This is a genomic window from Actinoplanes sp. NPDC023714, assembly GCF_040639855.1.
GTDB lineage: Bacteria > Actinomycetota > Actinomycetes > Mycobacteriales > Micromonosporaceae > Actinoplanes.
In genome coordinates, this window is the sequence record NZ_JBFAAR010000012.1 from 1 (window position 1) to 26,798 (window position 26,798).

The following is a 26,798-nucleotide window of genomic DNA, read 5'->3' on the forward strand; positions in this document are numbered from 1 at the left end:
CTCCCACCCATCCCGAAGGACAGGCCGGGGTATTGCCATAATTGGCACTGGCTTATCAAGCACCCTGTTGAGTTCTCAAAGAACAACCGCACACCATTGCTTCACCGATTTCTCAGCTCGGCGCCGGGGCACTCGTTCAACTTTACTCTCTCGTTTTCCGCCCCGTCAAATCCGCGTTTTCAAGCGAATTCGAATCGGTTGAGATCCCGTTCGAGCCCCGCGAGACATTACACGACGCTGAGCCGTGATCAAATCTCGGGGTTTGGCAGGACGGCCGCTGCGGGTTGACCCCGCTGCCTCGCCCGTTTCCCTGCCGGCTCGGAGAACTTTACCCGCTCACCCCCGCAACGCCAAATCGGCCCCCTCACCCATACGTGGCAGGTGTTGCTGATGAGGCCGGCGCGGATAACTGAGCAAGAATTGCATTCTCGGTGTGCGGCCGACTACCCGCCGTACACAAAAGGAAAGCTCGCCCAGACGTGCTTGGAACTGCCGTCGCGGTGCCAGCCGACCTCCAGGGCGAAGGTCCGGGCGAGCAGAAGCCCGAGACCGCCCTGGCCGAGAGGCCGTTCCGTGTCGAACTGCGGCTCGCCCTCGGGATCGTGATCGCACGCATCCACCACGAGAAGATCGCCGACCCGGAGGAGACGGACCTCCGCCGGCGGCCTGCCATGCCGGAGAGCGTTCGTCGCGAGCTCGGTCGCCACCACGGCGATCCGCTCAGCGACGTCATCCTCATCATCGGACCCCGCAGACCCACCCCCGGAAGCACCGGCGGCCGAGGAAGCACCGCCGGAAGCACCGGCAGCCGAGGAAGCACCGACAACAGACGAAGCACCGGCAGCCGAGGGAAGAACCGGCGCCAGCTCCTCGACCGCCTCCCTCAGCGCAGCCCGCAGATGCCGCAAACCGGGATAGCTCTCGACCGTCCACCGGCCGAGCTCCACGGCCTCACCCGGAGGCACCGAAGCTGGCAGCGCGGTCATGTCGTCCATCTTGCCCGCTCGGCCGAGATCCGCACTGGTCCGACCAGCCCACATCCAGCGTCACAAAGAGGGCATATCACTAGACACCCGGCACAGAAAGTGGCGCCGCCCCAGGAGCGGGCCGGCGCCACCATCTAGAAGACGATCAGATCGTGTCGGCCGACAGCTGACTGCGCAGCTTGGTCAGGGCCTTGGTGAGCAGACGCGAGACGTGCATCTGGGAGATGCCGATCTGGTCGGCGATCTGCGACTGGGTCAGGTTGCCGTAGAAGCGGAGCGTCAGGATCTTCTGCTCCCGCTCGTCGAGGGTCGCGAGCGCGGGACCGAGCGAGACGCGGGTCTCGGCGATCTCGTACTCGTGGTCCTCGCCGCCGAGCGTGTCGCCGAGCTCGGTGTTGCCGTCGGCGGAGATCGGCGTGGACAGGCTCGTCGCGTTGTAGGCACGCGCGCCCTCCAGGCCCTCGAGCACCTCCTCCTCGGTGATCCCGAGGTGGGCGGAGATGTCGGCGACCGTCGGCGAGCGGCCCAGCGAGTGGGTGAGCGTGCTGTTCGCCTCGGTGATCGCGAGCCGCAGCTCCTGGAGGCGGCGCGGCACCCGCACCGACCAGGTCCGGTCGCGGAAGTGCCGCTTGATCTCGCCGATGATGGTCGGGATCGCGTAGCCGGCGAAGTCGACGCCGCGCTCCGGGTCGAACTTGTCGACCGCCTTGATCAGGCCGACCGTGGCGGTCTGGATGAGGTCGTCGGTGGGCTCGCCGCGGCCCGAGTAGCGGTGGGCGAGGTGGCGCGCCAGCGGAAGCCACGCCTCGATCGCCTGGTCGCGCAGCGACGGGCGGGACGGGTGGCCGGCCGGCATCGCGGCGAGGGCGCTGAGCAGTTCGGCCGCGCTGTCCACCGGGGCCTTGGCACTGGCGGCGGTCTGCGACGGCACCGCCGTCTTCGTCTCGGTCACGGTCATGTCGTGGTCCTCCCTGACACCTTTCCGGAGAGCCGGCCCCTCGAAAGGGGCCCGTGTCGGTAAGGGCGTCCATATCCAGCGGACGGTGTCGGCTAAACGCCGTCCGGGCACACTTGGCCGTTCGGTTATGGAGACTCTAACTGACAGGCGGAGAGATGACTAGCCGAAAGTATGAGTCATTTACCGTACGAGACGAGGGCAAAAGCGATATACGCCTGTCTGAAGATCGCAGGAACTCGGATGCAAACGGGAAAAAGGTCCGACCACAGGTCCGTGTGGCGTCGCTCCCGGCTGGCGCTACCGTGTAGCGGATGCCACCTTCAGCCGATCTCCCCGGGTTCCTGGACAGCGTCGCCCCGATCCTGGACCGCTGGGGCTACCTCGCCATCGGCGGAGTGATCGGCGTGGAGAGCTTCGGCGTCCCGGCCCCCGGTCAGACGATCATGGTGGCGGCGTCCATCTATGCGGGCGCCGGCCGGATGAACATCTGGTTCGTCGCGATCATCTCGTTCGTCGCGGCGGTGGTCGGCGACAACATCGGCTACTGGATCGGCCTGCGCGGCGGCCGCAAGGCGGTGCACCGCTGGGGCCGATACATCTTCGTCACCCCGGAGCGCCTCGACCGCGCCGAGAAGTTCTTCGCCCGGCGCGGCAACCGGATCATCGTGGTGGCCCGCTTCATCGACGGCCTGCGCCAGCTCAACGGCGTGATCGCCGGCATCACGAAGATGCCATGGCGCACCTTCCTGCTCTACAACGCGATCGGCGCGGCCATCTGGGTCGGCTGGTGGTGCACGGTGGCCCACCTGCTCGGCACCCACATCGTCACGATCATGGAGCACGCCCACAAGTACACCTGGGTCGCGTTCGTCCTGGTCGTCCTCGCGATCGGCGGCTACGCCTTCTGGCACGTCCGGCACATCCGCCGTCGCCGGGCACGCACCGCGGCCACGATCGAGGAGCCTCAGCAGACCTGAGACCCTTCGGGGTACGAGGGAGAGCACCGTGATCGGAAAAGATCCGGTGCGGCCCACGGGCCGGGCTATCAGAGAGGCGCTGACGAGAGTGCAACGGTTCACCTTCGCGGGTCGCACCTGCGTGATCACCGGCGCGGCCGGCGGCATCGGCGGGGCGCTCGCCGTCGAGCTGGCGAAGCGGCGGGCGGCTCTCGCGCTCGTGGACCGGGACACCGGAGGCCTGGACCGGGTGGCCGCCACGTGCCGCGAGCTCGGAGCCACGGAGCTTTCGACGTACGAAATCGATCTGAGCGATGGCGGTGACCGGCATGACCTGGCCGCGGCGGTCTTGGACCGCCATGGCCCTGCCGATCTTCTGGTGAACAATGCGGGCGTGACCCTGACCGGCACGTTCGAGCAGAACAGCATCGCCGACGTGGACTGGCTGCTGGAGATCAACCTGCACGCGGTGATCCGGACGACGAAGGCGTTCCTGCCGCAGCTGCTGGACCGGCCGGGCTCGCACATCGTCAACGTCTCGAGCCTGTTCGGGCTGCTCGCGCCGGCCGGGCAGGTGGCCTACGCGACGAGCAAGTACGCGGTCCGCGGCTTCACCGAGGCGCTCCGGCACGAGCTCGAACCGCGCGGCGTCGGGGTGACCGTCGTGCATCCGGGCGGTATTCGCACCGGCATCGCCGCGAACGCCCGGATCAGCGGCCTCGACCCGGACGGTGAACAGGCGAGACAGGCGCGCCGGTTCGCCGAGGCGGCGCTCACGATGCCGCCCGAGGAGGCGGCCCGGCGGATCGTCGCGGCGGTCCAGTCCCGCCGGCCACGCCTGGTGATCACCCGGGAGGCGCGGGCCGGCGACTGGCTGGCCCGGATCGCGCCGGCCCGGTACTGGAAGATCAGCGAGCTGGTGGCGCGGCGACTCCGCTGAGCCCGGCGAACCGGGGCCGGGCCACGCCGCCCACCGTGGTGAAGTCGCCGCCCGCGTGGATCACTCCGGCGTACCGGGACGTGCTCAGCACCCGTACGCCGATCACGCCGTTCGCCTGCGGCGCCCAGCCGGTCAGGCCGCCGGACGCGGTGATCGCGGCCAGCTTCACCCGCGGCTGCGAGCCGTCCAGGCAGGCGCCGCGCGGGCCGTTGCGCGGGGTGAGGCAGGCCCGGTCGAAGTGGCCGCCCACATACGTGACGCCCTTGCGCCTGGCGATCGCCACGGCGTCCCCGTCGAAGACCCGCTGCCAGCGCATCGAGCCGTCGAGGGTGTACGCGACGGCCCGCCCGCCCTGCCCGCCGGTGGCCGCGTAGACCCCGTCCCCGTCCACCGCGATCGCGTTGACCTCGGCGGTGACCTTCGGCCGGAAGTAGCGGTCCAGCTCGCCCGTGGTCCCGCTCACCGCGGCCAGGCGCAGCGTGCTGCTCACCCGGTTGACCCGATGGAAGGCGCCGCCGAGGAAGACCTGCGTGCCGCTCACGGCGAGGGTGTGCACCCGGTCGTCGGCCGCGGCGGCCCACTTCCGGTCGAGGCGGCCCTTCGCCAGGTCGAAAGCGGCCACGTTGTCCCGGGCGATGCCGTCCACGGCGCGGAAGCTGCCGCCCAGGTAGAGCCGGCCGTTGCCGGTCGCGAGCGCGTACGGCGTTCCGTCGATCACGTGACTCTCCGGATCGACCACGCCGCTCATCGGGCTGAGCCGGACCAGCGAGTCCCGCTTCTTCCCGGCGACGGTGTGGAAGTTGCCGGCCGCGAAGATCGCGTTGTCGGACGCTGCCAGGGCGCGCACCGTGCCATCCGCTTCCGGCGCCCATTTCAGGATTTTTCCGGTCCTTGCGTCGAACGCCGCCAGGCGCTGCCGCGGGTAGGTGCGGCCACCCTGCACCGCTTTCGTGAACTCGCCTCCCACATAGACGGTGTCGCCGCGGTAGGCGACCGCGTAGACCGTCCCGTTGAAGGTGGGCGTGGTCGTCGAGACGACCGGTGGGGAGACGACGAGGATCAGGGCAGCCAGAAAACGCACACAGCACTAACCATCCCGGCTCGGGGAAAGTCGCGCCGTTCGTACCGGATCGAGATCCTCGAGCTTCTCCAACGCTCTTCGCGGTTCATCGCGTCCTTGTTCATCGCGTCCTTGTTCATCGCGTCTTTGTTCATCGCGCAGTCCCAGCATGGTCAGCCACTCGACGAGCTGCCGGTGCACCGCGTCCGGGCCGTCGAGGTCCCGGGCGACCGGCCACCCCGCCGGGTGCACCAGGACCGCGTCGGTCTGCCAGCCGCCGAGGCCGCCGTGCGAGCCGACGAGCTCCTCGAACGCCGCCACCTCGTGGGTGACCGGGTCCACCGCGCTGATCACCACGAGGTCGCCGAGGTGCACCGCGCTCTGGTGCCGCAGCAGGTCCCGGCAGGCGGCCGGCCCGTACGGCAGGAGCGGGTCGGCGCCGGTCACGAAGCCGTCCCGGAGCCGGTGCGCGCCGTTCGTCCCGTACGCGACCGGCCCCTCCTCGGTCTGCGCCACGACCAGGCCGACGCCGGGGTGCCGGGCCAGGCCGTCGACCAGATCCGGGTAGGCGTGATCGATCGCGGCCCGGTGCTGGCGGCGCGGGAAGCGGGTCAGGTAGATCATCGACAGGTTGCCGGACGAGACCACGAGCAGCGGCGCGGCCGGCGGCGGCGTGGTCTCCGGCTCGACCTTGCCCTCCTCCTCGGCGGGGATCCGCGGGCCGGCCGCGTGATCCGGGCCGGCCAGCCGGTCGACCACCTGGTCCAGGGTCTCGCCGTACCGCTGGCGGAACGTGGCGCCCTGGCTCTGACCGTGGTCGGAGAGGACGACGAGGTGGTAGTGGCGGGCCGCCTCGGGCGCGAGGCGTTCCAGCACGCCGAGCATCCGGTCCAGGCTCTCCAGCTGGCGCATCGACTCCGGGCGGGCCGGGCCGGCGTGGTGCGCCACCTCGTCGTAGTCGACCAGGTCGCAGTAGATCGCCGGCACGCCGCGGGCCATCTGCTCGGCCATCAGCGACACGTTGACGTCGCGCAGCAGCATCGACGCGGGGCGCAGCGCCAGGAACGCGCCGGAGCGGCTGACCCGGGGCTGCAGGTTGCGGCGGCGCTGCAGGCGGGCCTGGTGCAGCTCGGTGAAGACCTCGGCCACGCCGAGCACGAGAGCGCGGGTGAAGCCGTACGGGGAGGCCATGAACGCGGCCCAGCCCCGGGCCGAGCGGCCGGGCAGCGCCGCGTGGCTGACCGTGAGCAGGTTCGTCACGGCATCGCCGCTGAACGCGTTGCTGATGCTCACCCCGCCGTCGCGGAGCAGGCCGTCCCCGTCGCTCAGCCGCTTCTCGATGATCGCGGCGTCGCGCGGGCGGTTCGAGACCATCAGCTTGCCGGTCTCCTTCTCGTACCAGCGGAAGCCGGGGATCTGCCGGGAGGCGCCGTGCAGGATGCCGGCCTGCGAGGCCGGGGTGGTCGACGGCAGGCCGGTGTGCCAGCCGCGCATCGTGTGGCTGCCGGTCCGCAGCCAGTGCCCGAGCGTCGGCAGGTTGCCGGCCCGCACCGCCCAGCGCAGCACCGGCTCGGCCACCCCGTCGAGCTGCACGATCAGCAGGCCGGGCTCGGCGCCGGGACGCGGGCGACGGAACGTGATCAGTGGCCCGCCGGCCCGGCGGGCGGCCCGGCGCCGGACGCCCCGCATGAGCCGGCGGGCCTCCCGGACGAACGTGTCGTCGCTGCCGCTGTCCGCCATCCAGTCCAGCAGGGCGGCCACCACGACCGCCATGATTGCGGCGGCCACCAGCGTGGGCAGGCCGCTGATCTGCTCCGCCGGGTCCAGCTCCAAGGCGATCACCATGACCGCCACCTGGGCGACCACGCCGAGCAGCATCGCACCCCAGCCGCCGAGGGCGGTGATGCCGAGCAGCAGCAGCGGGCGCAGCACCGCACCGACCGCGGCCACCAGCACCACGAGGCCCAGGATGTCGAGCACGTCGGTGCTGGCGACCCCGGGCATCAGCCAGAGGGTGAGCGTGAGCACCACGAACGTGGTGACGGCGCTGCGCAGCACGGCCCGCATCCGGTTGAGGACGCGCCGCCAGGCGAACAGGGCGCGCATCTCGGTACGCCAGCTCGGTGCCACGTCTTGACGATGGCACAGGCACGCTCCCCGTACGCGGTGACGTCACCAAGGACACGTTCGAGTGGTTGATGAGCTGTTCCATGGGCATCGCGGCTAGCTTCGGGCGGGTGCACGCCCGAATCGCGGTCCTTCTCGTCCTCGTTCTCGCCCTCGCCGCATGCGGCGACGCACCTCAGCCGCCGCCTGCGTCCCCCCAGGTGGTGGCCGGCTACTTCACCGAGTGGGGTGTCTACGACCGCGGCTTCCGGGTGAAGAACCTCCAGGACAGCCGGGCGGTGGAACGGCTCACCCATCTGAAGTACGCGTTCGGCAAGGTCGACGGTGGCCGGTGCGCCGTCGGCGACCGCTGGGCCGCGTTCGAGAAGCCGGTCGAGGCCGCGGACAGTGTGGACGGTGTCGCCGACACCGCCACCCAGAAGCTCCGGGGCAGCTTCGGCCAGCTGCGCAAACTCAAGGCCGCCAACCCCGATCTGAAGATCCTCTGGTCGTTCGGCGGCTGGAGTGGCTCGGCCGGCTTCACCGCGGCGGCCCGCAACCCGGCCCGGTTCGCCGCGTCCTGCCGCGCACTGCTGAACGACCCGCGCTGGGCCGGCCTCTTCGACGGCGTCGACGTGGACTGGGAATACCCGAACGCCTGCGGCCAGGTCTGCGATCGGAGCGGTCCGGGCGCGCTGACCGCCCTGCTCGCCGCGCTGCGCGCGTCTCTCGGCGGCCAGGCGATCATCACGGCGGCGGTGCCGGGCGACGTCGGAAAGCTGCGGGCCGGCGATTATGCGGGCGCTGCCCGGTACGCGAACTGGCTCGGCGCGATGACCTACGACTACTTCGGCGCCGCCTCCGGGCCATCCGGACCTTCCGGACCTTCCGGACCTTCCCGGACTGCGGCTCACTCGGCGCTGAGCGCCTACCCCGGCATCCCCCGGACGGCGGCCACCACCGAGGCGACCGTCACCGAACTACTCGCCCTCGGCGTACCGGCCGCGAAGGTGCTGATCGGGGTCGGCTTCTACGGCCGCGGCTGGACCGGGGTGAACGGCGCCGAACCGGGCGCTGCCGCCACCGGCCCGGCGCCCGGGAAGTACGGCGACGGCATCGAGGACTACCACGTGCTGGTCGACCGCTGCCCGCCGACCGGGACGGCGGGCGGGCAGGCGTACGCGCGATGCGGGGCCCAGTGGTGGTCCTACGACACCCCGGAGACGATCGCCGCGAAGGTCGCGTACGCCCGGGAACACCGGCTGGGCGGTCTCTTCGCGTGGGAACTCTCCGGCGACACCCCTGACGCCGAACTGCTCACGGCGCTCTCCCGCTGACGACGCTCTCCCGCCGCTCCCCGCCGTCCCGCCGTCCCCTCACCCCCTCGCCCTCTCGCCCCTCGCCCCCTCCTCGATCTTGTGAATTCGCCCAGCACCGTCCCCGCACAGATCACCAAGATCGGGCCGGGTGGCCCGCCGCCCTCCCCCGAGCCCCTGCCCCCCACGCGATCTTGTGAATCCGGCCCGCACCGGCCCTGTGCGGATCACCAAGATCGGACCGGGCGGGCCGCGCCCTCCCGCCAGCCCCTCCCCCACGCGATCTTGTGAATCCGGACCACACCGGCCCTGTGCGGATCACCAAGATCGGGCCGGGTGGGGCCCTCCCCGCGAGCCCTCGGCGCGATCTTGTGGATTTGGACCGCACCGTTCCGGTGGGGATCATCAAGATCGGGTGGGGCTGATCTCCACCCAGACGTTGTCGAGGACGCCGTTGAACTGGTCGTTGTCGCGGTAGGCGCCCTTCGCCCCGATGCTCAGCGGCCGGTCGTTGCTGACCGACAGCGTCTCCGGCACGTCGGTCCAGCCGTGCCGGACGCCGTCGACGTAGATCTCCAGCCGGCCACCGGTTCGCTGGCAGCGCAGCCGATGCCAGCGGCCGTCCGCCGTACCGACCGCGCTGCGGGCGATCCGTATCGTCGGCCGCCGCTCGTCCACGAGCACGCAGCTCGGATGGCCGGCCGCGCCGTCGATCTGGAGTTTGTACTGGCTGTTCTGCCGGGAGTAGCCCTTCTGCAGGACGTTCTGGCCCGGGCTGGTCTGCCCCGGCGCGAGCAGCACGTCGGCGCCGAACGCGATGTCCCGGGTGCCCGGGTTCAGGTCGGCCGCGGCGGTGCTCTGCAGGGCCACGTGCGGGCAGACGTCCTCGGTGCATCGGCCGGGGAACGCCAGCGCGGTGCCGGGGCCGTGCACGACCGGGCGTACCCGCCCGCCGTCGACCGAGAGGACGCGCAGGTGGTGACCGTTACCGGACTCGTCGGGGATGGACTCGGTCAGCCCGTTGAAGTCGTAGCGGACCACGGTGACGGCCGGTGGCTCGGCCGGCTCGTCGGCGACGGCCGGTTCGGGTACGGCAACGGTCACGATGGCCGAGAGTGCAATGGACAAGCATGATCGCATGTCCGGATTATCCGTTCGGCAGCCGCGCTTCCGCCTCGATTTCGATCTTCATGCGCGGATCGAGCAGGCCCACCACCATCATCGTGGCGGCCGGCCGGACGTCACCGAACCAGCGGCTCAGCACCGGGGCGCAGGCTTCGAAGTCGGCGCCGTCCGGCAGCAGGTAGCGCACCCGGACCACGTCGGCGATCGAGCCGCCGGCTTCGGCGAGCGCGGCCGCGATGGTACGCAGGCACTGCTCGGCCTGTTCCGCCACGTCCTCCGAGATGGTCATCGTGGCGTAGTCGAAACCCGTCGTGCCGGAGACGTGCACGCGGTCGCCGTCGACCACGGCGCGGGCGTAGCCGTACCGCTCCTCGAACGTCGAACCGCTGAAGATCGCGCGTCGCTGGGTCATGCGGCGAGCTTAGTGACGCTCCTCGGGCCGGCCGGTCCGCGCCTCCTCCCTACGGCCGAACAGCTTCCAGCCCCGCTTCTTCTTCTCGACGACCGGCTCGGCGACGCCGTTCAGGACGTCGAGCCGGTGCTTCGCGACCGGGTTGCCGGGTTCCAGCCGCAGCGAGGTGCCGAGCGCCTGCCGGGCCTGGTCGACGTGGCCGAGCGCGGCCAGCGCCACGCCGTGCGTGAAGTAGTAGTGGGCCTCGTTCGGGTCGAGGCCGATCGCGGTGCGCGCGGCCTGCTCGGCGTCGGCGATCTGCCGGTCGGCGGCGAGCAGTGCCCAGGCGACCCGGTCGTGCCAGAGCGGGTTCTTCGGCTCCACGACGACGGCGCGGTACGCCATCGACAGCGCCTCGTCGTGCCGGCCGAGCAGGGTGAGCGCCCGGCTCGCGATCGCCAGCGGGCGCGGGTCGTCCGGCGCCAGCGTCACGGCCCGGCCGGCGGCGTCGAGGGCGGCCTCGGCCTGGTCCATCGCCAGCCGGATCCGGGCCATCAGGATCCAGCCGGGCGCCGACGTGCCGTTGCTCACCAGCACCGGTTCGAGGAGCGCGGCGGCACGTTCCGGCTGGAGGTGTTCGAAGAGCGCGGCGGCCCGGGCCACGCCCTGCTCAACCGGGTCGGCGAAGGCACGTGCGGGGGCGTCGGAGGGGGTCGGGATGGGGGTCACACGGTCCACATCGGCAACTGCGGGGCACAACTGAGACAAATCAGTGCGACATGCGTCTCCGCCGGAGGATCACCAACAGGCAGGCCAGGGCGGCCATGGGGGCTGCCAGCAGCGCGGCCAACCGCCAGGCCGGGTCGGCCGCGTCGGTGATCGCCAAGCCGACCGTGGCGGCGGCGCAGACGCCGACGATCAGCCAGAGCGAGTTGGTGGAGAGGCCCCGCCCGGACTCGCCCGGCTCCTCGGCCGGGGCGGTCAGCAGCCGGACCCCGAAACCGGTCGCCGCGGCCGTGCCGAGGAGGACCGGCAGCCACCCGGCCGGCGCCACGATCGCGAAGAGCAGCAGGGCCACCGCCACCCCCGCGGCGATCATCGCGATCCGCTGCCGGCCGGAGGCGAGCAGCCCGCGCAGGTAGCCGCGCAGCGCCGGGTCGAGCCGGGCCACGAAGAAGCCTGCGTAGGCGGCCGGCGCCAGCGCCGCGGCCGCCGCGATGACCCGGGCCGAGCCGGTGGACGAGCCGGCGAGACGCCAGCCGAGGTACGCGAGGAGCGTCAGCAGGATGGCCGTGTAGACCAGGAACTGCCGCAGCGCGACGTCCAGCAGGAACCGGCTCGCCTGCTGGCTCGGGTCCGCCCGCAACGCGCCGACCAGGCCGGACGCGCCGCGGGCGAGGCGGCCCAGGGCGAACGGATGGTGGTGGACCACGTCGATCGCGGCGAGCTCGTGCTGGGCGACCGCGTTGTCCGGCTGCAGGGCGAGCGCGTCCCGCAGCGCCTGCCGGGCCCGGTCGAGCAGGTTCAGCTGCTTCATCACCATGGCGTAGGTGATCCGGAAGTCGGCCTCGTCCGGGCCGAGCCGCACCGCCTCGCGGGCGGCGTGCTCGGCCTCCACCGGGTGCCGGCCCTCCTCGAGGAACGCCCAGGCCAGCCGGTTGTGCCGGTACGGGTTCTCCGGCTGGCGCAGCACCGCCTCGCGGGCCGTGGCGATCGCCTCGTCGTGCTGGTCGAGCGCGGTGAGCACCCGGCTCAACGCGGCGAGGGCGTCCGCCGACCCGGGGGCGTTGCGGACCGCCCGCCGGGCCACCTCCTCGGCGAGCCCGGGCTTCTTCAGCGCGAGCTGCGCGTGCGTCATCAGGATGAGGGCGGTGACGTCGTCCGGTTCCGCCGCGAGCACCGGGCCCAGCAGTTCCGCGGCGGCTTTCGGCTCGCCGCGCACCAGCTGGATCCGGGCCATCTCGACGGATCGGGTCACGCCACCACACCTGCCTAACGGACTTCGATCACACCCTCGGCGATCAGCCAGATGCCGAAGATAGCGAAGAGCGCCGCGGCGCCATATTTGATCACCTTCTCCGGCAGGTGCCGGCCGAGGTAGCGGCCGACCAGGATGGCGAGCGCGTCGGCGGCGACCATGCCCACCGTCGAGCCGACCCAGACGCCGAACCAGCCGTGCTGGGTGGCGAGGGTGATGGTGGCGAGCATGGTCTTGTCACCGAGCTCGGCGAGGAAGAACGCCCCGCCGACGGCCAGGATGGCCGAGCCGGTGGAGCGTTCCGCCTTGCTCTTCTCGTCGTCGGTGAGCGAGTCTCCGCGCAGTGTCCAGGCGCCGAAGGCCAGGAACGCGATGCCGGCGATCAGGGAGATCCAGCCGGTCGGGATGGTCGCCCCGAGGCCGTAGCCGATGCCGACCGACACCAGGTGGACGACCGCGGTCGCCACGGTGATGCCGATCAGCACCGGAATCGTCTTGAAGCGGGTGGCGAACGTCAAAGCCATGAGCTGCGACTTGTCGCCCAGCTCGGCCACGAAGATCACCGCGAAGCTGATGCCCAGCGCGGCGAGGAAACCTTCCACAGAAACTCCCGGTAGACAGCGACCGGGTTGAAGGCGCAGGGCGACCTCGACCCGGCCGCAATTGTGACGGCCTGGTCGAAGGTCTCGCTCGCCTTTCCTGAAGAAAGGCCGCGCGGCCGGACGCCCGAGAGCGTCAGTGTGTCGACCGCGTCATTGGGAGCTACTCCCCTTCGCGGGGACGAGCATAGCTCATTGTCTGACCAGCAACTCCAGGCGCTTCTTGTCGACCGCGATCGCCGCGTTCGGCGACGGCTGCGCGATCGGCGCGCACTCCTTGTCGGAGCGGTTCGCCTTGACCCGCTTCGGCAGTGCGCCGGTCGCCAGGTAGTCGGCGATCGTGTCGTCGACGCAGGCGTTGCCGAAGAGCGATCCGGCGTGCGTGGTCCCGCCCACGCCCTCGACCAGCGCGGCCCGCGGGAACCGGCGGCGCGCCTCGAGTGCGCCGGAGAACGGGGTGGCGGCGTCGAGCGTCTCGCTCAGCATGAGCACCGGCGGGGTCTTGGAGCCGTTCACCTCGACCGGGCGTCCGGCGTCGGCGGCCCAGTGCCGGCAGGGCGCGTTGTACCAGGCGTTGCCCCAGGTCTCGAACGGCGCCTTCTTGTGCACCCGCCAGTTGTCCTTCTTCCAGCGCCGCCAGTCGACCGGCCACTTGTTGTCGGTGCACTGCACGGCCAGGTAGATGGCGTAGCCGTTGTCCGAGCCCGGGTTCTGCGGGTGGTTCTCGTCGTAGACCTTCTTCAGCGGCAGCGGGTCCTTCTTGTTGATCCACGCCGAGAACGCCTGCGCGGTCTCCTCCCAGCCGAAGATGTAGTACCCGGGCTGCAGGAAGATGTCGGTGAGCTCGGCCGGGCCGATGACGCCGCCGGCCGGCTTCGCGGCGAGCGCGCCGAGCTGCCGGTAGTAGAGCTTCTCGACGGCCTCGGCGGTCTTCCCGAGGTGGTAGATCGCGTCGTACTTGGCGATCCAGGCGAAGTACACCTTGATCGCCTTGTCGAACGCGACGTCCTGGTCGAGGTTCGACCGGTACCAGACCCGGCCCGGGTCGACGACGCCGTCCAGGACCATCCGCCGCACCCGCTCCGGGAAGAGCGTGGCGTAGACCTGGCCCAGATAGGTGCCGTACGAGAAGCCGTAGAAGTTGATCTTGTCAGCGCCCAGGGCCGACCGGATCAGGTCGATGTCCCGGACGGTGTCCTCGGTACGCAGGTGGTCGAGCAGCTCACCGCCGGCCTTCGCGCAGGCGGCCGCGTACGCCGTGGTCTTGGCGTGCCAGGCCTTCTCGATCGCCGCGGTGACCGGCACGTACGCCGGGCGGTCGTACCCCGCGTAGTCGCTGTCGCAGGTCAGCTTCGGGATGCTGGCGCCGACGCCGCGCGGGTCGAAGCCGATCCAGTCGTACGCCGCCCCGGCGCCCTTAGGCACGTGCGCGCCGAGCGTGGCCATGCTCCGGCCGGCACCTCCGGGCCCACCCGGGTTGACCAGGATGACGCCCTGGTACTTCGCGGCCGGCACGGTGTGCTTGATCCGGGAGATCGCCAGCTGGATCTTCTTGCCGCCCGGCTTGGCGTGGTCCATCGGGACGGCGAGCATGCCGCACTCGGCACCCTGCGCCTTGAGTCCCGCTTCGGCGCAGGGGCCCCAGGTGATCGTCGCCGCGCCGCGCCCGGCCGGGCCGGATGCCTGTGCCGCGCTCGCCGTGGCGCCGGTGGCGTACAGCGCGGCCGCGATGACGACCGCCCAAGTCCTTCTCATGTTTGCCCCTTGTGTCCGATTCACCCCATATGTTGTGGGGTGAATCCGGAACGCGGTGGGACTCCACGCCGGGCGGTCACGCTTTTTGTCGGACCGCCTGAGCGATCAGCGCGACCGCACCGAGCGCCGCGACCGCTCCGCCGTACCCGAGCGCGGTCTCGTGCAGGCCGATCCGCCCGGCCAGCACACCGGCGATCACGGCCGGGAGGCTGAACGCCACGTACGACACGACCAGCGCCACGGCCATCAGCTCACCGCGCTCGTGCGGGGCGGCGATCCGGGCCAGCGTGCCGAAGGAGGCGAGCGACGCCGCGCCGAAGCCGATCCCGGAGACGATCGAGCCGGCGGTAGCGAGCGGGAGGTTTCCGGCGAGCAGCCCGGCCACGCCGATCGCCCCGCCCGTCGCGAGCCCGGCGCCGGCGATCGCCAGCACGCGCGGCGTCGGCGTCCGGCGCAGCAGGAACGACGTCACCGCGCCGGCGCCGCAGACCAGCGTGACGACCAGGCCGCCGACGAGGTGGTCGTGCAGGCCGAACGAGTCGGCCGCGACCGAGGGCCCGAGCGACATGTAGAGGCCGCCGAGGGCCCAGCTGGCCACGATGATCGGGACGAGCGCGAGCAGGTCGGCCCGCAGCCGGGCCGGAACACCGAGCTTGGGTACGAGTGACGCCACCCCGCCCGGCCGCCGCCCCGCCGTCTCCGGCAGCGCCGCCACGGCGACTCCGGCGACGGCCATCCCGGCCAGCAGCAGCGCGTAGACCAGGTGGGTCGGGAACGGCGCGTACTCCACCAGCACGCCGGAGCCCAGCGCCCCCACGCCGAGCCCGGCGACCGGCGCGATGCCGCTGATCAGGCCGGCCCGGCGCGGGTTCAGGTCGATCAGCGCGGCGCCGAGGGTGGCCAGCGCCGCGCCGGTGGCGACGCCCTGGACGATCCGCGCCGCGATCAGCGTCGGCACGTTCCCGGCGACCACGAAGAGGAGCAGCGCGACGGCCTCGAGCGCGACGGCGCCGATCAGGACCGGGCGGCGGCCGACGTGGTCGGAGAGCGCCCCGAGCATGAGCAGCGCCAGGATCAGCGCGGCCACGTAGACCGCGAAGATCACCGTGAGCGTGGCCGCGGAGAAGCCCCAGAGCTGCTGGTAGACGACGTAGAGCGGGGACGGCACGGCGGCCGCCGCCGCGAAGGTCAGCAGGATCGCGGCGACGGCGACGAACGCCGCCGGGTGTCGGAGGCGGGTCGCTCGCCTCTCCATCAGCACCGTCATGACTTCCCCCAGTTCGAACAGACAGGTCTGTCTGATTGAAGCCGAGACTAGACAGACCTGTCTGATATCGTCAAACCATGTCGGTCACCTCACCCCGCCGCTCCGCCCGCGATCGCCTGCTCGACGCCGCCGACGAGCTCTTCTACGCGGAGGGGGTGCACACCGTCGGGATCGACCGGGTGATCGAGCACGCCGGGGTGGCGAAGGCGTCGCTCTACTCGACGTTCGGCAGCAAGGACGAGCTGGTCCGGGCCTATCTGCAGCGCCGGCACGAGGAGCGGCGCGAGCGGATCACCAGGGGGCTCGAGCGCTTCGGCAACCCGCGTGACCGGCTGCTCGGCGTGTTCGACGTGCTCGCCGACACGGCCGCGCGGCCCGGGTTCCGGGGCTGCGCGTTCTACAACGCGAGCGCCGAGCGGCACCCGTCCGGCGCGGTCAAGGAGGGCGTGGTCAAGGAGCAGGCCGACATCAGCCGGGCGTGGACCCGGTCGCTCTTCGTCGAGCTGGCCCGCGAGGCCGGGGCCCGCGATCCGGAGGCGCTCGCCGGCCAGCTGGTGATCCTCTACGACGGCGCGCTCGCCGGGGCCCGGCTCGATCCGGGAAGGGACGCGCCGGCATTGGCCCGGGTGATGGCGTCGGCCCTGCTGGACGCCGCGGTCTGAAGAGCCACTCCGACGCGCGCGCCCGAAATTTCCCCCTTGAGGCGCGTTGCCTGTCACCATGCGAAACATGGACGAGTTCTGGCTCCACCCGCGGCTGGGGACGGCAACTCGGGACGGTCATGCCCCGCGGCCCTACCTGAGCGCGCTCCAGCACGCGGCGCAGACCCTCGACGCCGACCCTCGCTGGCAGCGCTGGTGGCACCGGTCCGGCCTGGGCGGATGCGAGCTCGGGATCGTCACCGAAGGACGGCTCGACCACCTGCGTCCCAGCGCCGACATCCGCCGGGTCGACGACCACCTGCGGGCCAACTTCACCTGTGAGCTGCCGCCGATCGGCGCCGGGCCGGACGAGCTGGCGCGGCGGGCCACCACCGAGGTGCGGACCATGTTCGAGGTGATCCGCGAGGCGATGGCGCTGCCCGACCTGCCGCCCACCCCCGAGCCGTCGGCGCCACCCGGCGACGCGGACGACGTGCCGGTCACCGCGAAGTCGCTGCCGTCCATCCCGCGCGAGCTGGAGCAGCAGGGCTACCTCACGCTGACCCAGGTGCAGGACTTCTTCGGCTAGAGATCCACCCGCTCGGGCCGATGGGCGCCCGGCGTCCGCTGCCGCGGGATGAGCGGGGCCGGCTCCGGCCTCCGGGGCGTGATCACCACGGCCGTGCCGCACAGCCCGATCCCCGCGTAGCGTTCCGGCCAGACGCCCTTGATCACGGCGGCGTGCGCGAGGCCGAGCACCAGGCAGCCGCCGATCGCCGCCGGCACGACCCGGACCAGCGGATATCCGGCGGGCAGCCCGAGGATGCCGGGCAGGTCCCGGAACGCCAGGTAGGCGAGGCTGCCGAGGAACACCATGGACAGAACGGGCGCGACGAAACGCTCCCAGGCGCTCTCGCCGCCCGGGACGCGGTTCAGGTGCAGCAGCGCGGCGACCGAGACGATCAGCCAGAGGACCAGGATGCTGAGCGCGCCGCCGAGGATCATCCAACGCGCGGTCGCCGGGCCCGGGTCGGCGCCGGCCAGGTAGGCGCCGCCGAGGGCGGCTCCCGCGATGAGCGTCTGGGTCAGGGAGGCGGCGCGCGGCGCGCCGGTGCGGCGACCGGTCGTTCTGAGTACGGAGGGAAGCACCCCTTCCCAGCCCATGGCGAACAGATGACGGGTCACCGCGTGATGGAGCGCCAGCACCCCGGCCAGCACCCCGATCACCAGAATCGCCCGGCCGGTCGTGACGGCCCAGGGCAGCAGCCGCTCGCCGGCCAGGTCGAAGATCAGCTCGCCGTCGCGGGCGCCCGCCATCCCGGCGATCCGGGCCGGGCCGGCCGCGACGATCATCGTCCAGCTCAGGCCGCCGAGGAGCAGGGCGATCAGCGCCACCGCGCCGTATCCGCCGAGGCCCGCCGTCCGCCGCGGGCGCAGCGTCTCCTCGGCGTAGCCGGCCGTGCTCTCGAAGCCGGCGAAGGCCAGCACCGCGGCCGCCAGCAGCAGCCCGAGGGCCGGCCGGCTCACCGCGCCGGGGTCGCTCACCACGATCGACGCGGCGGTGATCCGCCCGCCGGCCGGCTGGAGCAGGTTGCTCGCGCCGATCCCGACGAGGACCGCGGCCTCGGCGACCGCGAGCAGGCCGACCACCCCGGCCGCCACCTCGATCCGCATGGTGCCGAGCAGCGCCACGACGGCCCAGCACACGGCGGCGCCAGCCCACCACGGAACGGTCACGCCGGACAGGTCCCGCGCCAGCGGGGTCGCCACCGCGCCGGCCATGGCGTACAGGCCGAACTGGATCGCCTGATATCCGGCGATGGCGAGCCAGGCGGCGGTCAGCCCGGCCGGTCGGCCCAGGCCGCGGGCCACCTGGGTGTACGCGGCGCCGGCGCTCGGCGACCGGCGGGCCGTCGCGGCATACCCGGAGCAGAACAGGAACAGCACCACCGCGAGCACCGCGAACGACCAGGGCAGCAGCGGGCCGGCGCCGGCGGCGAAGGCGTCCGGGACGAGAGTGATCAGGGTGACCGCCGGGGCAGCGGCGGCCAGCCCGAAGAGGGCGACGGAGGCCGCGCCGATGCGACCGGAGGCCAGCGCGTACGGCGATTCGTCCTCAGGGGTGGCCACGGGCTCCATTCAGTCCCAGCGGTCCCAACATCGCAACTCGCGGTAGCCGATGAATGACCGTTCGTGACCAGGTTGGCACGCGTCTTCATTATTTTCCTCAAGTGAGCACCGCCACCGCCGACAGCAACCACGTGCTAGCGACAGAGCAACTGACGGAGTTCCTCACCGTCGTCGCCGACCGGCCGGACGAAGCCGCGGCGCAGCACGCCGCCGTGGCGTGCGCGGTCCGCGCGCTCGGCGCCGACCTCGCGGTCCTTCTGATCGACGGCGGCGTGGCCGCGGCCGTCGGGCTGCCCGCCGACGCCGTCCCCGCGTACGCCGTCGGCGAGGTCGCCGCCGGCCGGCGCTGCTCCCTCGAGATCGGCGGCGAGACGTACGCGGTCGCCTACGCCCCGATCGGCGGCGACTCCCCCGGCGCCCTGGTGCTCGGCCGGCGTGCCCCCGACGCACCGGCCCCCGATGCCCCGGCCCTCGACACCCCGGCGGGCGGCGCCTTCACGGTCGAGGAGGTCTGCCTGCTCCGCGGCATGGCGCAGGTGCTCGAGCTGAGCCTCCAGGCGCTCCAGCTCGTCGAGGCGGAGCGGCGGCAGGCCGCCGAGAACGGCCGGCTCATCGACTCGCTGCAGCGCCGCCAGCGGCTCTTCGACGAGCTCAGCACGGTGCAGCGGGCCATCGCCCGGCGCGAGCCGCTCCCCCGGCTGCTCACGATGATCACCGAGTCGGCGGCCGAGCTGATGGACGTCGAGATGGCCGGGCTCACCGTGCTCGACCCGGACGACCAGGGCCGGACCAGCCTGGTCGCGGCGCACGGCGTCCCCGAGGAGGCGGTCGCGCGGATGCAGCGGGTGCCGGTCGCGTCGCTGGGCGCCGCCGGTCTCGCGATCATGGGGAACGAGCTGGTCGCGGTGGACGACTACGCGAACTCGCCGATCGCCGTACCCGAGATCGTGCGGGCCCATCTCCAGAGCGTGATGGCGCTGCCCGTGCACGAGAACGGCGTGGTCGTCGGCGCCATGTTCGTCGGCTCCTACACCCGGATGCGCGAGTGGGACAAGGCGTCCCAGGAGGTCCTCAAGGCGTTCGCCGAGCACGTCAGCCTCGCGATCACCGACGCGCGCACGCTGCGCGAGATGAACGCGGCCTTCCACGACGCGCTGACCGGGATGGCGAGCCGCTCCCTGTTCATGACCCGCACCGAGAACGCGCTCGTCACGGCCCGCACCGGCGGCGCCGCGGCGCTCCTCGTCGACCTGGACCGCTTCAAGGTCATCAACGACTCGCTCGGGCCGAACGCCGGCGACCGGCTGCTGGCCGCGGTCGCCGACCGGATCCGCGAGTGCCTGCGCACCGACGACACCGCGGCCCGGCTCGGCGGCGACGAGTTCGCCGTGCTGCTGCCGGACGTGGCGGGCGTGGAGGCGGCCGTGCCGGTGGCCCGGCGGATCGTCGCGGCGATGCGGGACCCGTTCGACCTGGACGGCCGGGAGACGTTCGTGACCTGCAGCGTCGGGGTCGCGTACGGGGAGGGCGGCTCGGAGGACGCGCAGGAGCTGCTGGTCCGCGCCGACCTGGCGATGTTCGAGGCGAAGAAGCAGGGCAAGGACCAGTTCGCGGTCTTCGACCCGGCGATGCGCGAGTCCTTCCAGAAGCACCTCGAGATGGAGGCCGACCTGCGCCGGGCCGTGCTGCGGCACGAGTTCCAGCTGCGGTTCCAGCCGATCGTGCGGCTGAGCACCGGCGAGATCTCCGGCCTGGAGGCGCTGGTCCGCTGGCAGCACCCGGAGCGCGGGATGATCCCGCCGCTCGACTTCATCCCGCTCGCCGAGGAGACCGGCATGATCGTGCCGATCGGCGAGTGGGTGCTGCGCGAGGCGTGCCGGCAGGCGGCCGGCTGGAACGCCCGGCGCACCGGCGCCGCGCCGCTGACGGTCAGCGTGAACCTCTCCGCGGTGCAGTTGGACCGGGCCGACCTGCCCGAGGTGGTGCAGTCGGCGCTGACCGAGAGCGGGCTGGCGCCCCACCTGCTGGTGATCGAGCTGACCGAGTCGCTGATCGTGGACCACCGGCCGGAGACGCTGAACCGGCTGCACGCCATCAAGGCGCTCGGCGTGCGGCTCGCGATCGACGACTTCGGCACCGGGTACTCGTCGCTCGCGTACCTCCGGCGCTTCCCGGTCGACATCATCAAGATCGACAAGTCGTTCGTGGACGACGTCGGCGACGAGCCGGCCGCGGCGGCGCTCACCCACGGGATCATCCAGCTCGGACAGGCGCTCCAGCTGTCCACCATCGCCGAGGGCATCGAGGACGCCGGGCAGCTGAGCGAGCTGGCCGGTGGGAACTGCGAGCTGGGTCAGGGCTACTACTTCGCCGAGCCGCTCACGTCCGAGGCGATGAGCGATCTCCTCTTCCGTTCTCCTTCTGGACCGTGAGAATTGCCTGTGACGTAGATCCCTGAAAGCCTGCGTTCCCCTTTACTTCATTCGGGGGGTCGAAATTCAACCGCATGGACGTTCTACTGACCGTCGTAGTGCCGGTCTACGCGGTCGAGGGCTACCTGTACCAGTGCCTCGAATCGATTCGCGCCGGGCTCACCGCCGAGGAGAACTCGCAGGTCGAGGTCATCGCCGTCGATGACGCTTCGCCGGACTCGTGCGGCGCGATGCTGGACGGGTACGCCGCACGCCACGGCGATCTGCGGGTCGTTCACCTGAGCGCCAACGTCGGCCTGGGCCTGGCCCGCAACGCCGGCCTGGCCGAGGCCCGCGGGAAGTACGTGTGGTTCGTGGACAGCGACGACTGGCTGCCCTCCGGCTCGGTGCGGGCGGTGCTGCAGAAGCTCCGCGACACCGAACCCGACGTGCTCGTCGTCGACCACCTGCGGGTGCACGAGAACGGCCGGCTGCAGACCGACGCGAGCTCGCCGCTGCTGCGCGGCCCGGCCACCCTGGAGCGCCTGCTCGGCGTCCAGCACACCGCGTGGAACCGGATCATGCGCCGGGAGTTCCTGGCGAAGCACGACCTGCGCTTCCCGGCCGGCTGGTACGAGGACGTCCCGTTCAGCAACCCGGTGCTGCTCGCCGCCGACCGCGTCGAGGTCCTCGACCGGGTCTGCTACCACTACCGGGTCGGCCGGATCGGCGCGATCACGGCGACCCGCAGCGAGCGGCACTTCGAGGCCTTCGAGCAGTGGGACCGGCTGCACGCCTGGCTCGACGTCGAGGGCGTGGACCGGGCGCTGCGCGTCCGGCTGTTCACCTTGATGATCAGCCACCTGCTGGTGGTCGCCGGCAACGACTCCCGGGTGCACCCGAGCCGCCGCCGCCAGTTCTTCCGGAGGATCGCCGACCTGTACCGGCGGCACCGCCCCGAGGGCTACCAGCCGCCGGCCGGCACCCCCGGGATCAAGCACCGGCTGGTCGCCCTGAACAGCTACGCGATGTACTCCGCGCTGCGAACGGGTTACCGGGTGGCGGGTCTGCGGCGCCGGTCCACCGAACGGACACCTGTGGTTTCCCCGGACCTCCCCTCCGCGCCACAGCCCGTCCGAACCACATCCCTACGTTGACGGCGTGCTTCGTCCCGCCCGTGACTCCGACCGTGACCTCGTGCTGGGCTGGCGCAACCACCCATCGGTGCGAGCGGTCAGCCTCACCACCCACGAGATCCAGCCCGCCGAGCACGCCGCCTGGTGGGCGGCCCGCAGCGGCACCGTCCTGATCTACGAGGACGCCGCCGGCACACCGGCCGGGGTGGTGATCTTCAACGGCAACACCTGGTCGTTCTATCTCGACGTCGAAGGCCTCGGCCCGCAGTTGCTGCCGGCCTGGATGCGCCTCGAGAAGGAGGCCGTCGAGTACGCCTTCGGCACGCTGGGCCTTACGACCCTGGGCGGCGAGACGCTCGCCGACAACAAGCAGGTGCTCGCGCTCCACCGGCGCTTCGGCTTCCGGGAGACGCGCAGATATGAACGGATCGTCGACGGGGTGCCGAAGACGGTCGTCTGGACAGAGAGAGCGAAATGAGCAATTCGAAGCCGTACATCGTCGCGGAGATGTCGGGCAACCACAACGGTTCGCTCGACCGGGCGTTGCAGCTGGTCGATGCCGCCGCCGATGCCGGGGCCGACGCCATCAAGATCCAGACGTACACCGCGGACACCCTGACCGTGGACGTGAAGCACCCCCGGTTCCAGCTCTCCCAGGGGCACGAGCTCTGGGGTGGCGAGTACCTCTACGACCTCTACACCCGCGCGCACACCCCGTGGGACTGGCACGAGCCGATCTTCGAGCGTGCCCGGGAGAAGGGCATCGCCGCCTTCTCCAGCCCGTTCGACCCGACCGCGGTCGACCTGCTGGAGAAGCTGGACGCGCCGATGTACAAGATCGCGTCCTCGGAGATCACCGACCTGCCGCTGATCCGGCTCGCCGCGTCGACCGGCAAGCCGATCATCATCTCCACCGGCATGGCGAACCTCAAGGAGATCACCGCCGCGGTGGACGCCGCCCAGAGCGCCGGCGCCACCGACATCACGGTGCTGAGCTGCACGGCGTCCTACCCGACGCCGCCCGAGCACACCAACCTGCGGCGCATCCCGGTGCTCGCCGAGGCGCTCCGGCTGCCGATCGGCCTGAGCGACCACACGCTCGGCATCGGCGTGCCGATCGCCGCGGTCGCGCTCGGCGCCGTGCTGATCGAGAAGCACGTGACGCTCAGCCGTACCGATGGCGGGGTTGACTCGGCCTTTTCCCTCGAACCGGCCGAACTGGCGTCGCTCGTGGTGGAATCGGAGCGGGCCTGGCAGTCCCTCGGCACCACCAGCATCGGCCCGACCGAGGCCGAGAAGGAGGGCCTGCGGTTCCGCCGGTCGCTCTACGTCGTCGAGGACGTCAAGGCGGGCGAGCCGGTCACCGCCGCGAACGTGCGGTCCATCCGCCCGACCGGCGGGCTGGAGCCGGACGCCATCGGCACCGTGCTGGGACGCGTCTTCCGGTCCGACGCCGCCAAGGGAACACCACTCACCTGGGATCTGATCTGACGTGTGGCTGACGGCGAACAAACAGGAGTGGAAACACTTCCTCACCGCGGCTGAGGTCTTCTGGCAGAAGAACCTGCCGCCGGCGGAGGACGACGCGGTCATCCTGGTGGAGGCGTTCCACCAGGATCTGCGGGTCACCCTGCGCAACCTGGCGGTGGCCAACGCGATCCGGCGGATCCGGCCGGCCCGCCTCGTCGTCTTCACCGGCGTCGAGGAGTCCTGGCAGAAGACCCTGTGGCAGGGCTTCGACGTGGCGCTGGTGCGCGAGCTCGCGACCGCCTACGGCGCCAGCGAGACGATCGACGTCTGGGATGTCGTGCGCCGCGCCGACCGCAAGCCCACGTTCGACACCTCGGATTACGTGGCCGCGACCGACGCGCGCCTCGCGAAGCTGCCGCGGCTGCGGCAGCAGCCGCCTGCGGAGAGGCAACGGTACGGGGACAGCCTCGCCGCCTTCTACGAGGAGCAGTTCCAGCGGGACGTCGTCGCCCTGGTCACCAGCCACGTCGACTACGACCAGTGGGGACTCGCCGTCGAGGTGGCCCGCCGCTCGTCGATCCCGGTCATCCACACCCAGCAGACCGGCTGCCTCAAGGCGTACGCGCTCTTCCCCGAGCACGACACGCACACCGGCACGTTCCGCGAGGAGCTCACCCGGCAGATCGCCGACGTCTTCGAGACGAAGCTCTGGCCGCGCCGCGAGGAGCTGCGCCGGGCCACCGAGCTGATCGCCTGGCGGGCCAAGGTCAACCTCGGGCGTCCGAGCTGGTGGCGCGGTGGCGCGGCCGCCTCGGTCGACCTGAACAACCCGTCCGAGCGGGCCGTGCTGCGGACCCACACGGCGGCCCGGTTCGGCTTCGACCCGGACAAGCCCATCGTCGCGGTCTTCAACCACGCCGTCTCGGACGCGCTCGGCACCAACCGGGAGCTCTTCCCGAGCCTCGCCGACTGGTTCACCGACACCGCCGCGTGGGCGGCGTCCCGCGACGACGCCCAGTGGCTGTTCCTGGACCACCCGAGCCAGGCCCTCTACGACTCGAGCGGCTTCTTCGGCAACCTCGCGAAGCAGCACCGCAAGTCCCGGCACCTGGTCTTCAAGCCGAGCGCGGCGATCAGCAAGAACGCGCTGTGGAGCCTCACCGACCTGGGCGTCACGGTCCGGGGCAGCGTCAGCAACGAGCTGCCGGCGTACGGCATCCCGGTCATCCAGGCCGGCTGGTCGGAGTGGAGCTCGTGCGGGCTGTCGACGGTCGTCGACTCCACCGACGCGTACTTCAAGACGCTCGACGAGAGCATCACGGCGCTGCACGACGGCGCCGCGCTCGTCACCGAGGAGCAGGTCCGCCGGGCCCGCCTCTGGCTGTGGCTCTACCGCAGCGGCGCCGACGTGGTCACCCCGCACGTCCCGCAGTGGGAGGTGTGGCCGGCCAACACGCTGCTCAAGGCGGTACGGGCGACGTTCCGGCACATCGAGAGCGACGCCGACCCGCTCTTCGAGACGGTCGAGCGGATGTGGACGCGGCGGGAGCCGATGCTGACCCGGACCCCGCTATGAGCGTCGGCGCCTGGTTCCGCACCGACTTCGACGAGCCGTCGGTCCCGGCCGCGCTGCCGATGGAGCTCACCACCGGCATGCACCCGTCGGTCACGATCGTCGACCAGATGGTCCGCGGCCGCGGCATCATCGGCCGGATCACCGGCGACTTCGGCGCGGTCGCGGTGAAGGTGGCCGGCACCGGCGGGCCGGTGCGGGTCACCGTCTCGGTCGGGCTCGACGAGGTCAGCACCCGCTGGTGGGCCGACCGCGTCCGGCCGTCCCGCACCACGCCCGAGCTGCCCCGCCTGATCGTCCTCCGCGCCCAGGGCAGGATCCGCGGCAGCGCCGTGCTGGCCCGCCGGCAGGGCTGGCGGGGCGCCGCGAGCGCCGAGGCGGTCCTCGCGTTCGACCTGGCCGAGGGCGAGCTCGACGGCGACGGCCTGCTCATGGTCGAGCTGGGCGAGACCACGCCGCCGGCCTGGGCGTCCGGCCGGCTCTCCACCCGCCCGGTGGTCGGCCTGCGCTTCAACCGCATCGAGGTCCGCGCCGCCTCCGCGCCCGCGCCGGTCTCCCTCGCAGCCGGGTCCACCGGCTGCGACTTCGCGGTCGTCCAGCCCGGCGCCGCCGCGATGCAGCGGCTCACCACGCAGACCGTCCCGGCCGCTCCGCCGCTGCCGCTCACCCCGCGCAACAAGCTCACCCGCCGGCGCCCGGCCCGCGCCGCCTTCAAGGCCGCCCGGGCCGCCCGGCGGGTCGCCTACCGCGCGATGCCGCCCCGGCCCGGCCCGCTCTCCGGGGTGGTCGCCGCCGACGTGCTGACCGGCGCGCCGATCGACGTGGTCGTGAACGGCGACGAGATCCGCCTGCCCGGCCCGGTCGAGCGCCCGGTCCTGCTCGCCGCGGCCCGTCCGCAGCCGACCCTGGCCTGGCGGCTCGGATGATCCTGGGCGCCGACCCGGTGGAGAACCACCGCGTCCTGCAGAAGATCCTTTCGGGTACGCCGGGAGAGCTCGACATCCCCGCCGGAAGCCATCCCCTCTCCGACGGTCTGCGGGTTCCCGCGGGCTGGACGATCCGCGGCACCGCCGACACCTGGCTCACCGTGGTGGAGCGCACCGGCCATCCGGTCCTGCACGTGCTCGGCTCCGACGTCTCGATCAGCGACCTGGGTCTGCGGCCCGCCCCGTCCGACCCGGGCGAGCACGGCGGCGACCGGGGAACCGGGCTGACCGTGGGCGAGTACCTCTACGCCGAGGCCCCGGAGTGGATCTCGGGCGTGCGGGTCAGCCGGGTCCGGGTGGATCACGGCGTGCTGCGGACCGCCAACGCCGTCGGGCTGATGGGCGCGGTCCGCGACGTGGTGCTCGAGGACGTTACGGTGACCGGCGGCTACACCGGCCTGGCCGTGCACTGGGGCGCCGTGGGCGACGACGTCTCGACCCTCGTCGGCCCGACCTACCACCCGCACGACCTCGTCGTCTCCGGCCTGCGGGTCGCCGACGCGATCGAGGGCTTCTATCTGAGCTCGGTCCACGACGTACGGGTGACCGGCGCCCTGCTGACCGGGGTGGAGATGGGGTTCCGGCTGCTGCCGGGCGACAACACGGACCGATTCGTGAAATATCCGGATATTGGGGCTCGGATCGAGATCGCCGACGTGGATGTCAGGTGGTCGGGACCGCTCTACGCCGTGCGGATCGCCGGCTGGGGGCGCAGCGAGATCGACGGTGCCGTCACGGTCCTGAACTACCGGGACACCGTGATCCGCGACTGCCGGCTGCGGGGCCGGGGAACCGGCGGCTCGTGGTCGCCGATCCTGATCGAGCAGGCGCCCGGCGTGACCCTCGAGGACATCACGGTCAGCTCCTGAATGCCGCCGGGGCGAAGCGGTCCTCGCAGGCCGGGCGGTTCCGGCGGCGCGCTGATGCCGGCGGGACGGGCGGGTGAGGCCGGCGGCGGACCGCCGGCCTGACCGGCGTCGGGTCCCCCCGGGCGGGGGGACGGGTGATGGCCGC

Annotated in this window: 24 protein-coding genes; 12 read left to right on the forward strand and 12 right to left on the reverse strand. The window is 71.9% G+C overall.

Features of this window, described 5'->3' with window-relative positions; translation table 11 throughout:
- Window positions 1-443 precede the first annotated feature (443 nt).
- Both AB0G10_RS36800 and AB0G10_RS36805 read right to left on the reverse strand, forming a co-directional pair.
- On the reverse strand, window positions 444-986 hold the full coding sequence (locus tag AB0G10_RS36800; protein ID WP_360932815.1) for an ATP-binding protein: 543 nt from the start codon (window positions 984-986) through the stop codon (window positions 444-446).
- A gap of 145 nt (window positions 987-1,131) precedes the next feature.
- Entirely contained in the window at window positions 1,132-1,944 is an 813-nt protein-coding gene (locus AB0G10_RS36805) for an RNA polymerase sigma factor SigF (RefSeq protein WP_360932818.1), read from the reverse strand.
- A 311-nt stretch (window positions 1,945-2,255) separates the two neighbouring features.
- Here AB0G10_RS36805 and AB0G10_RS36810 point away from each other — a divergent pair, with 311 nt between their 5' ends.
- Both AB0G10_RS36810 and AB0G10_RS36815 read left to right on the forward strand, forming a co-directional pair.
- The gene (locus tag AB0G10_RS36810; protein WP_360932821.1) at window positions 2,256-2,921 is read left to right on the forward strand and encodes a DedA family protein; all 666 of its coding nucleotides are present in this window, start codon (window positions 2,256-2,258) and stop codon (window positions 2,919-2,921) included.
- A gap of 88 nt (window positions 2,922-3,009) precedes the next feature.
- Entirely contained in the window at window positions 3,010-3,840 is an 831-nt protein-coding gene (locus AB0G10_RS36815) for an SDR family NAD(P)-dependent oxidoreductase (RefSeq protein ID WP_360932824.1), read from the forward strand.
- On the opposite strand, the gene AB0G10_RS36820 is transcribed toward AB0G10_RS36815, so the two are convergent.
- Together AB0G10_RS36820 and AB0G10_RS36825 are read right to left on the reverse strand one after the other, a co-directional pair.
- Window positions 3,809-4,921, reverse strand: coding sequence for a hypothetical protein (locus tag AB0G10_RS36820; protein WP_360932827.1), 1,113 nt, complete (start codon window positions 4,919-4,921; stop codon window positions 3,809-3,811). The two genes, AB0G10_RS36815 and AB0G10_RS36820, sit on opposite strands and share 32 nt — an antisense overlap.
- A 6-nt stretch (window positions 4,922-4,927) precedes the next feature.
- Entirely contained in the window at window positions 4,928-7,030 is a 2,103-nt protein-coding gene (locus tag AB0G10_RS36825) for an alkaline phosphatase family protein (RefSeq protein ID WP_360932830.1), read from the reverse strand.
- 107 nt (window positions 7,031-7,137) lie between these two features.
- Here AB0G10_RS36825 and AB0G10_RS36830 point away from each other — a divergent pair, with 107 nt between their 5' ends.
- The gene (locus AB0G10_RS36830; protein WP_360932833.1) at window positions 7,138-8,343 is read left to right on the forward strand and encodes a glycosyl hydrolase family 18 protein; all 1,206 of its coding nucleotides are present in this window, start codon (window positions 7,138-7,140) and stop codon (window positions 8,341-8,343) included.
- A gap of 384 nt (window positions 8,344-8,727) precedes the next feature.
- Here the strand turns inward: AB0G10_RS36830 and AB0G10_RS36835 are convergent, their stop codons facing one another.
- The 7 genes from AB0G10_RS36835 to AB0G10_RS36865 form a co-directional block, all read right to left on the reverse strand.
- Entirely contained in the window at window positions 8,728-9,426 is a 699-nt protein-coding gene (locus AB0G10_RS36835) for a LamG-like jellyroll fold domain-containing protein (RefSeq protein ID WP_360932836.1), read from the reverse strand.
- Between the two features lie 43 nt (window positions 9,427-9,469).
- Window positions 9,470-9,859 carry a RidA family protein gene (locus AB0G10_RS36840; protein ID WP_360932839.1) on the reverse strand — a complete coding sequence of 130 codons (390 nt, stop codon included), beginning with the start codon at window positions 9,857-9,859 and terminating at the stop codon, window positions 9,470-9,472.
- A gap of 9 nt (window positions 9,860-9,868) precedes the next feature.
- Window positions 9,869-10,567 (reverse strand): hypothetical protein, encoded by a 699-nt coding sequence (locus tag AB0G10_RS36845; protein ID WP_360932842.1) that lies wholly within the window; start codon window positions 10,565-10,567, stop codon window positions 9,869-9,871.
- A gap of 40 nt (window positions 10,568-10,607) precedes the next feature.
- Window positions 10,608-11,816 (reverse strand): tetratricopeptide repeat protein, encoded by a 1,209-nt coding sequence (locus tag AB0G10_RS36850; RefSeq protein ID WP_360932845.1) that lies wholly within the window; start codon window positions 11,814-11,816, stop codon window positions 10,608-10,610.
- A gap of 14 nt (window positions 11,817-11,830) precedes the next feature.
- Window positions 11,831-12,418, reverse strand: a complete 588-nt coding sequence (locus AB0G10_RS36855; RefSeq protein WP_360932854.1) for a TMEM165/GDT1 family protein — start codon at window positions 12,416-12,418, stop codon at window positions 11,831-11,833.
- A 189-nt stretch (window positions 12,419-12,607) separates the two neighbouring features.
- Window positions 12,608-14,170, reverse strand: a complete 1,563-nt coding sequence (locus AB0G10_RS36860) for an alpha/beta hydrolase (RefSeq protein WP_360932857.1) — start codon at window positions 14,168-14,170, stop codon at window positions 12,608-12,610.
- A 76-nt stretch (window positions 14,171-14,246) separates the two neighbouring features.
- Window positions 14,247-15,437: an MFS transporter gene (locus AB0G10_RS36865; RefSeq protein ID WP_360932860.1), complete on the reverse strand. Its 1,191-nt coding sequence runs from the start codon at window positions 15,435-15,437 to the stop codon at window positions 14,247-14,249.
- A gap of 77 nt (window positions 15,438-15,514) precedes the next feature.
- Here AB0G10_RS36865 and AB0G10_RS36870 point away from each other — a divergent pair, with 77 nt between their 5' ends.
- Both AB0G10_RS36870 and AB0G10_RS36875 read left to right on the forward strand, forming a co-directional pair.
- Entirely contained in the window at window positions 15,515-16,099 is a 585-nt protein-coding gene (locus AB0G10_RS36870; RefSeq protein ID WP_360932863.1) for a TetR/AcrR family transcriptional regulator, read from the forward strand.
- A 67-nt stretch (window positions 16,100-16,166) separates the two neighbouring features.
- Complete coding sequence (locus tag AB0G10_RS36875; RefSeq protein WP_360932865.1) at window positions 16,167-16,667, forward strand: hypothetical protein; 501 nt, start codon at window positions 16,167-16,169, stop codon at window positions 16,665-16,667.
- Here AB0G10_RS36875 and AB0G10_RS36880 read toward each other — a convergent pair.
- Window positions 16,664-18,217 carry an APC family permease gene (locus AB0G10_RS36880; RefSeq protein WP_360932867.1) on the reverse strand — a complete coding sequence of 518 codons (1,554 nt, stop codon included), beginning with the start codon at window positions 18,215-18,217 and terminating at the stop codon, window positions 16,664-16,666. The genes AB0G10_RS36875 and AB0G10_RS36880 overlap by 4 nt on opposite strands.
- Before the next feature lie 92 nt (window positions 18,218-18,309).
- On the opposite strand from AB0G10_RS36880, the gene AB0G10_RS36885 reads away from it, so the two are divergent.
- From AB0G10_RS36885 to AB0G10_RS36915, 7 genes are all read left to right on the forward strand, one after another.
- Window positions 18,310-20,640, forward strand: coding sequence for an EAL domain-containing protein (locus AB0G10_RS36885; protein WP_360932868.1), 2,331 nt, complete (start codon window positions 18,310-18,312; stop codon window positions 20,638-20,640).
- A gap of 74 nt (window positions 20,641-20,714) precedes the next feature.
- Window positions 20,715-21,776, forward strand: a complete 1,062-nt coding sequence (locus AB0G10_RS36890) for a glycosyltransferase (protein ID WP_360932869.1) — start codon at window positions 20,715-20,717, stop codon at window positions 21,774-21,776.
- 4 nt (window positions 21,777-21,780) lie between these two features.
- On the forward strand, window positions 21,781-22,233 hold the full coding sequence (locus AB0G10_RS36895) for a GNAT family N-acetyltransferase (protein WP_360932872.1): 453 nt from the start codon (window positions 21,781-21,783) through the stop codon (window positions 22,231-22,233).
- Window positions 22,230-23,246, forward strand: a complete 1,017-nt coding sequence (gene pseI, locus AB0G10_RS36900) for a pseudaminic acid synthase (RefSeq protein WP_360932875.1) — start codon at window positions 22,230-22,232, stop codon at window positions 23,244-23,246. The genes AB0G10_RS36895 and pseI overlap by 4 nt, the downstream gene beginning before the upstream one ends.
- Before the next feature lies 1 nt (window position 23,247).
- Complete coding sequence (locus tag AB0G10_RS36905; RefSeq protein WP_360932878.1) at window positions 23,248-24,801, forward strand: hypothetical protein; 1,554 nt, start codon at window positions 23,248-23,250, stop codon at window positions 24,799-24,801.
- On the forward strand, window positions 24,798-25,724 hold the full coding sequence (locus tag AB0G10_RS36910; RefSeq protein WP_360932881.1) for a hypothetical protein: 927 nt from the start codon (window positions 24,798-24,800) through the stop codon (window positions 25,722-25,724). Before AB0G10_RS36905 ends, AB0G10_RS36910 begins: the two co-directional genes overlap by 4 nt.
- Window positions 25,721-26,653 carry a hypothetical protein gene (locus AB0G10_RS36915; RefSeq protein ID WP_360932884.1) on the forward strand — a complete coding sequence of 311 codons (933 nt, stop codon included), beginning with the start codon at window positions 25,721-25,723 and terminating at the stop codon, window positions 26,651-26,653. The genes AB0G10_RS36910 and AB0G10_RS36915 overlap by 4 nt, the downstream gene beginning before the upstream one ends.
- Window positions 26,654-26,798: the final 145 nt, after the last annotated feature.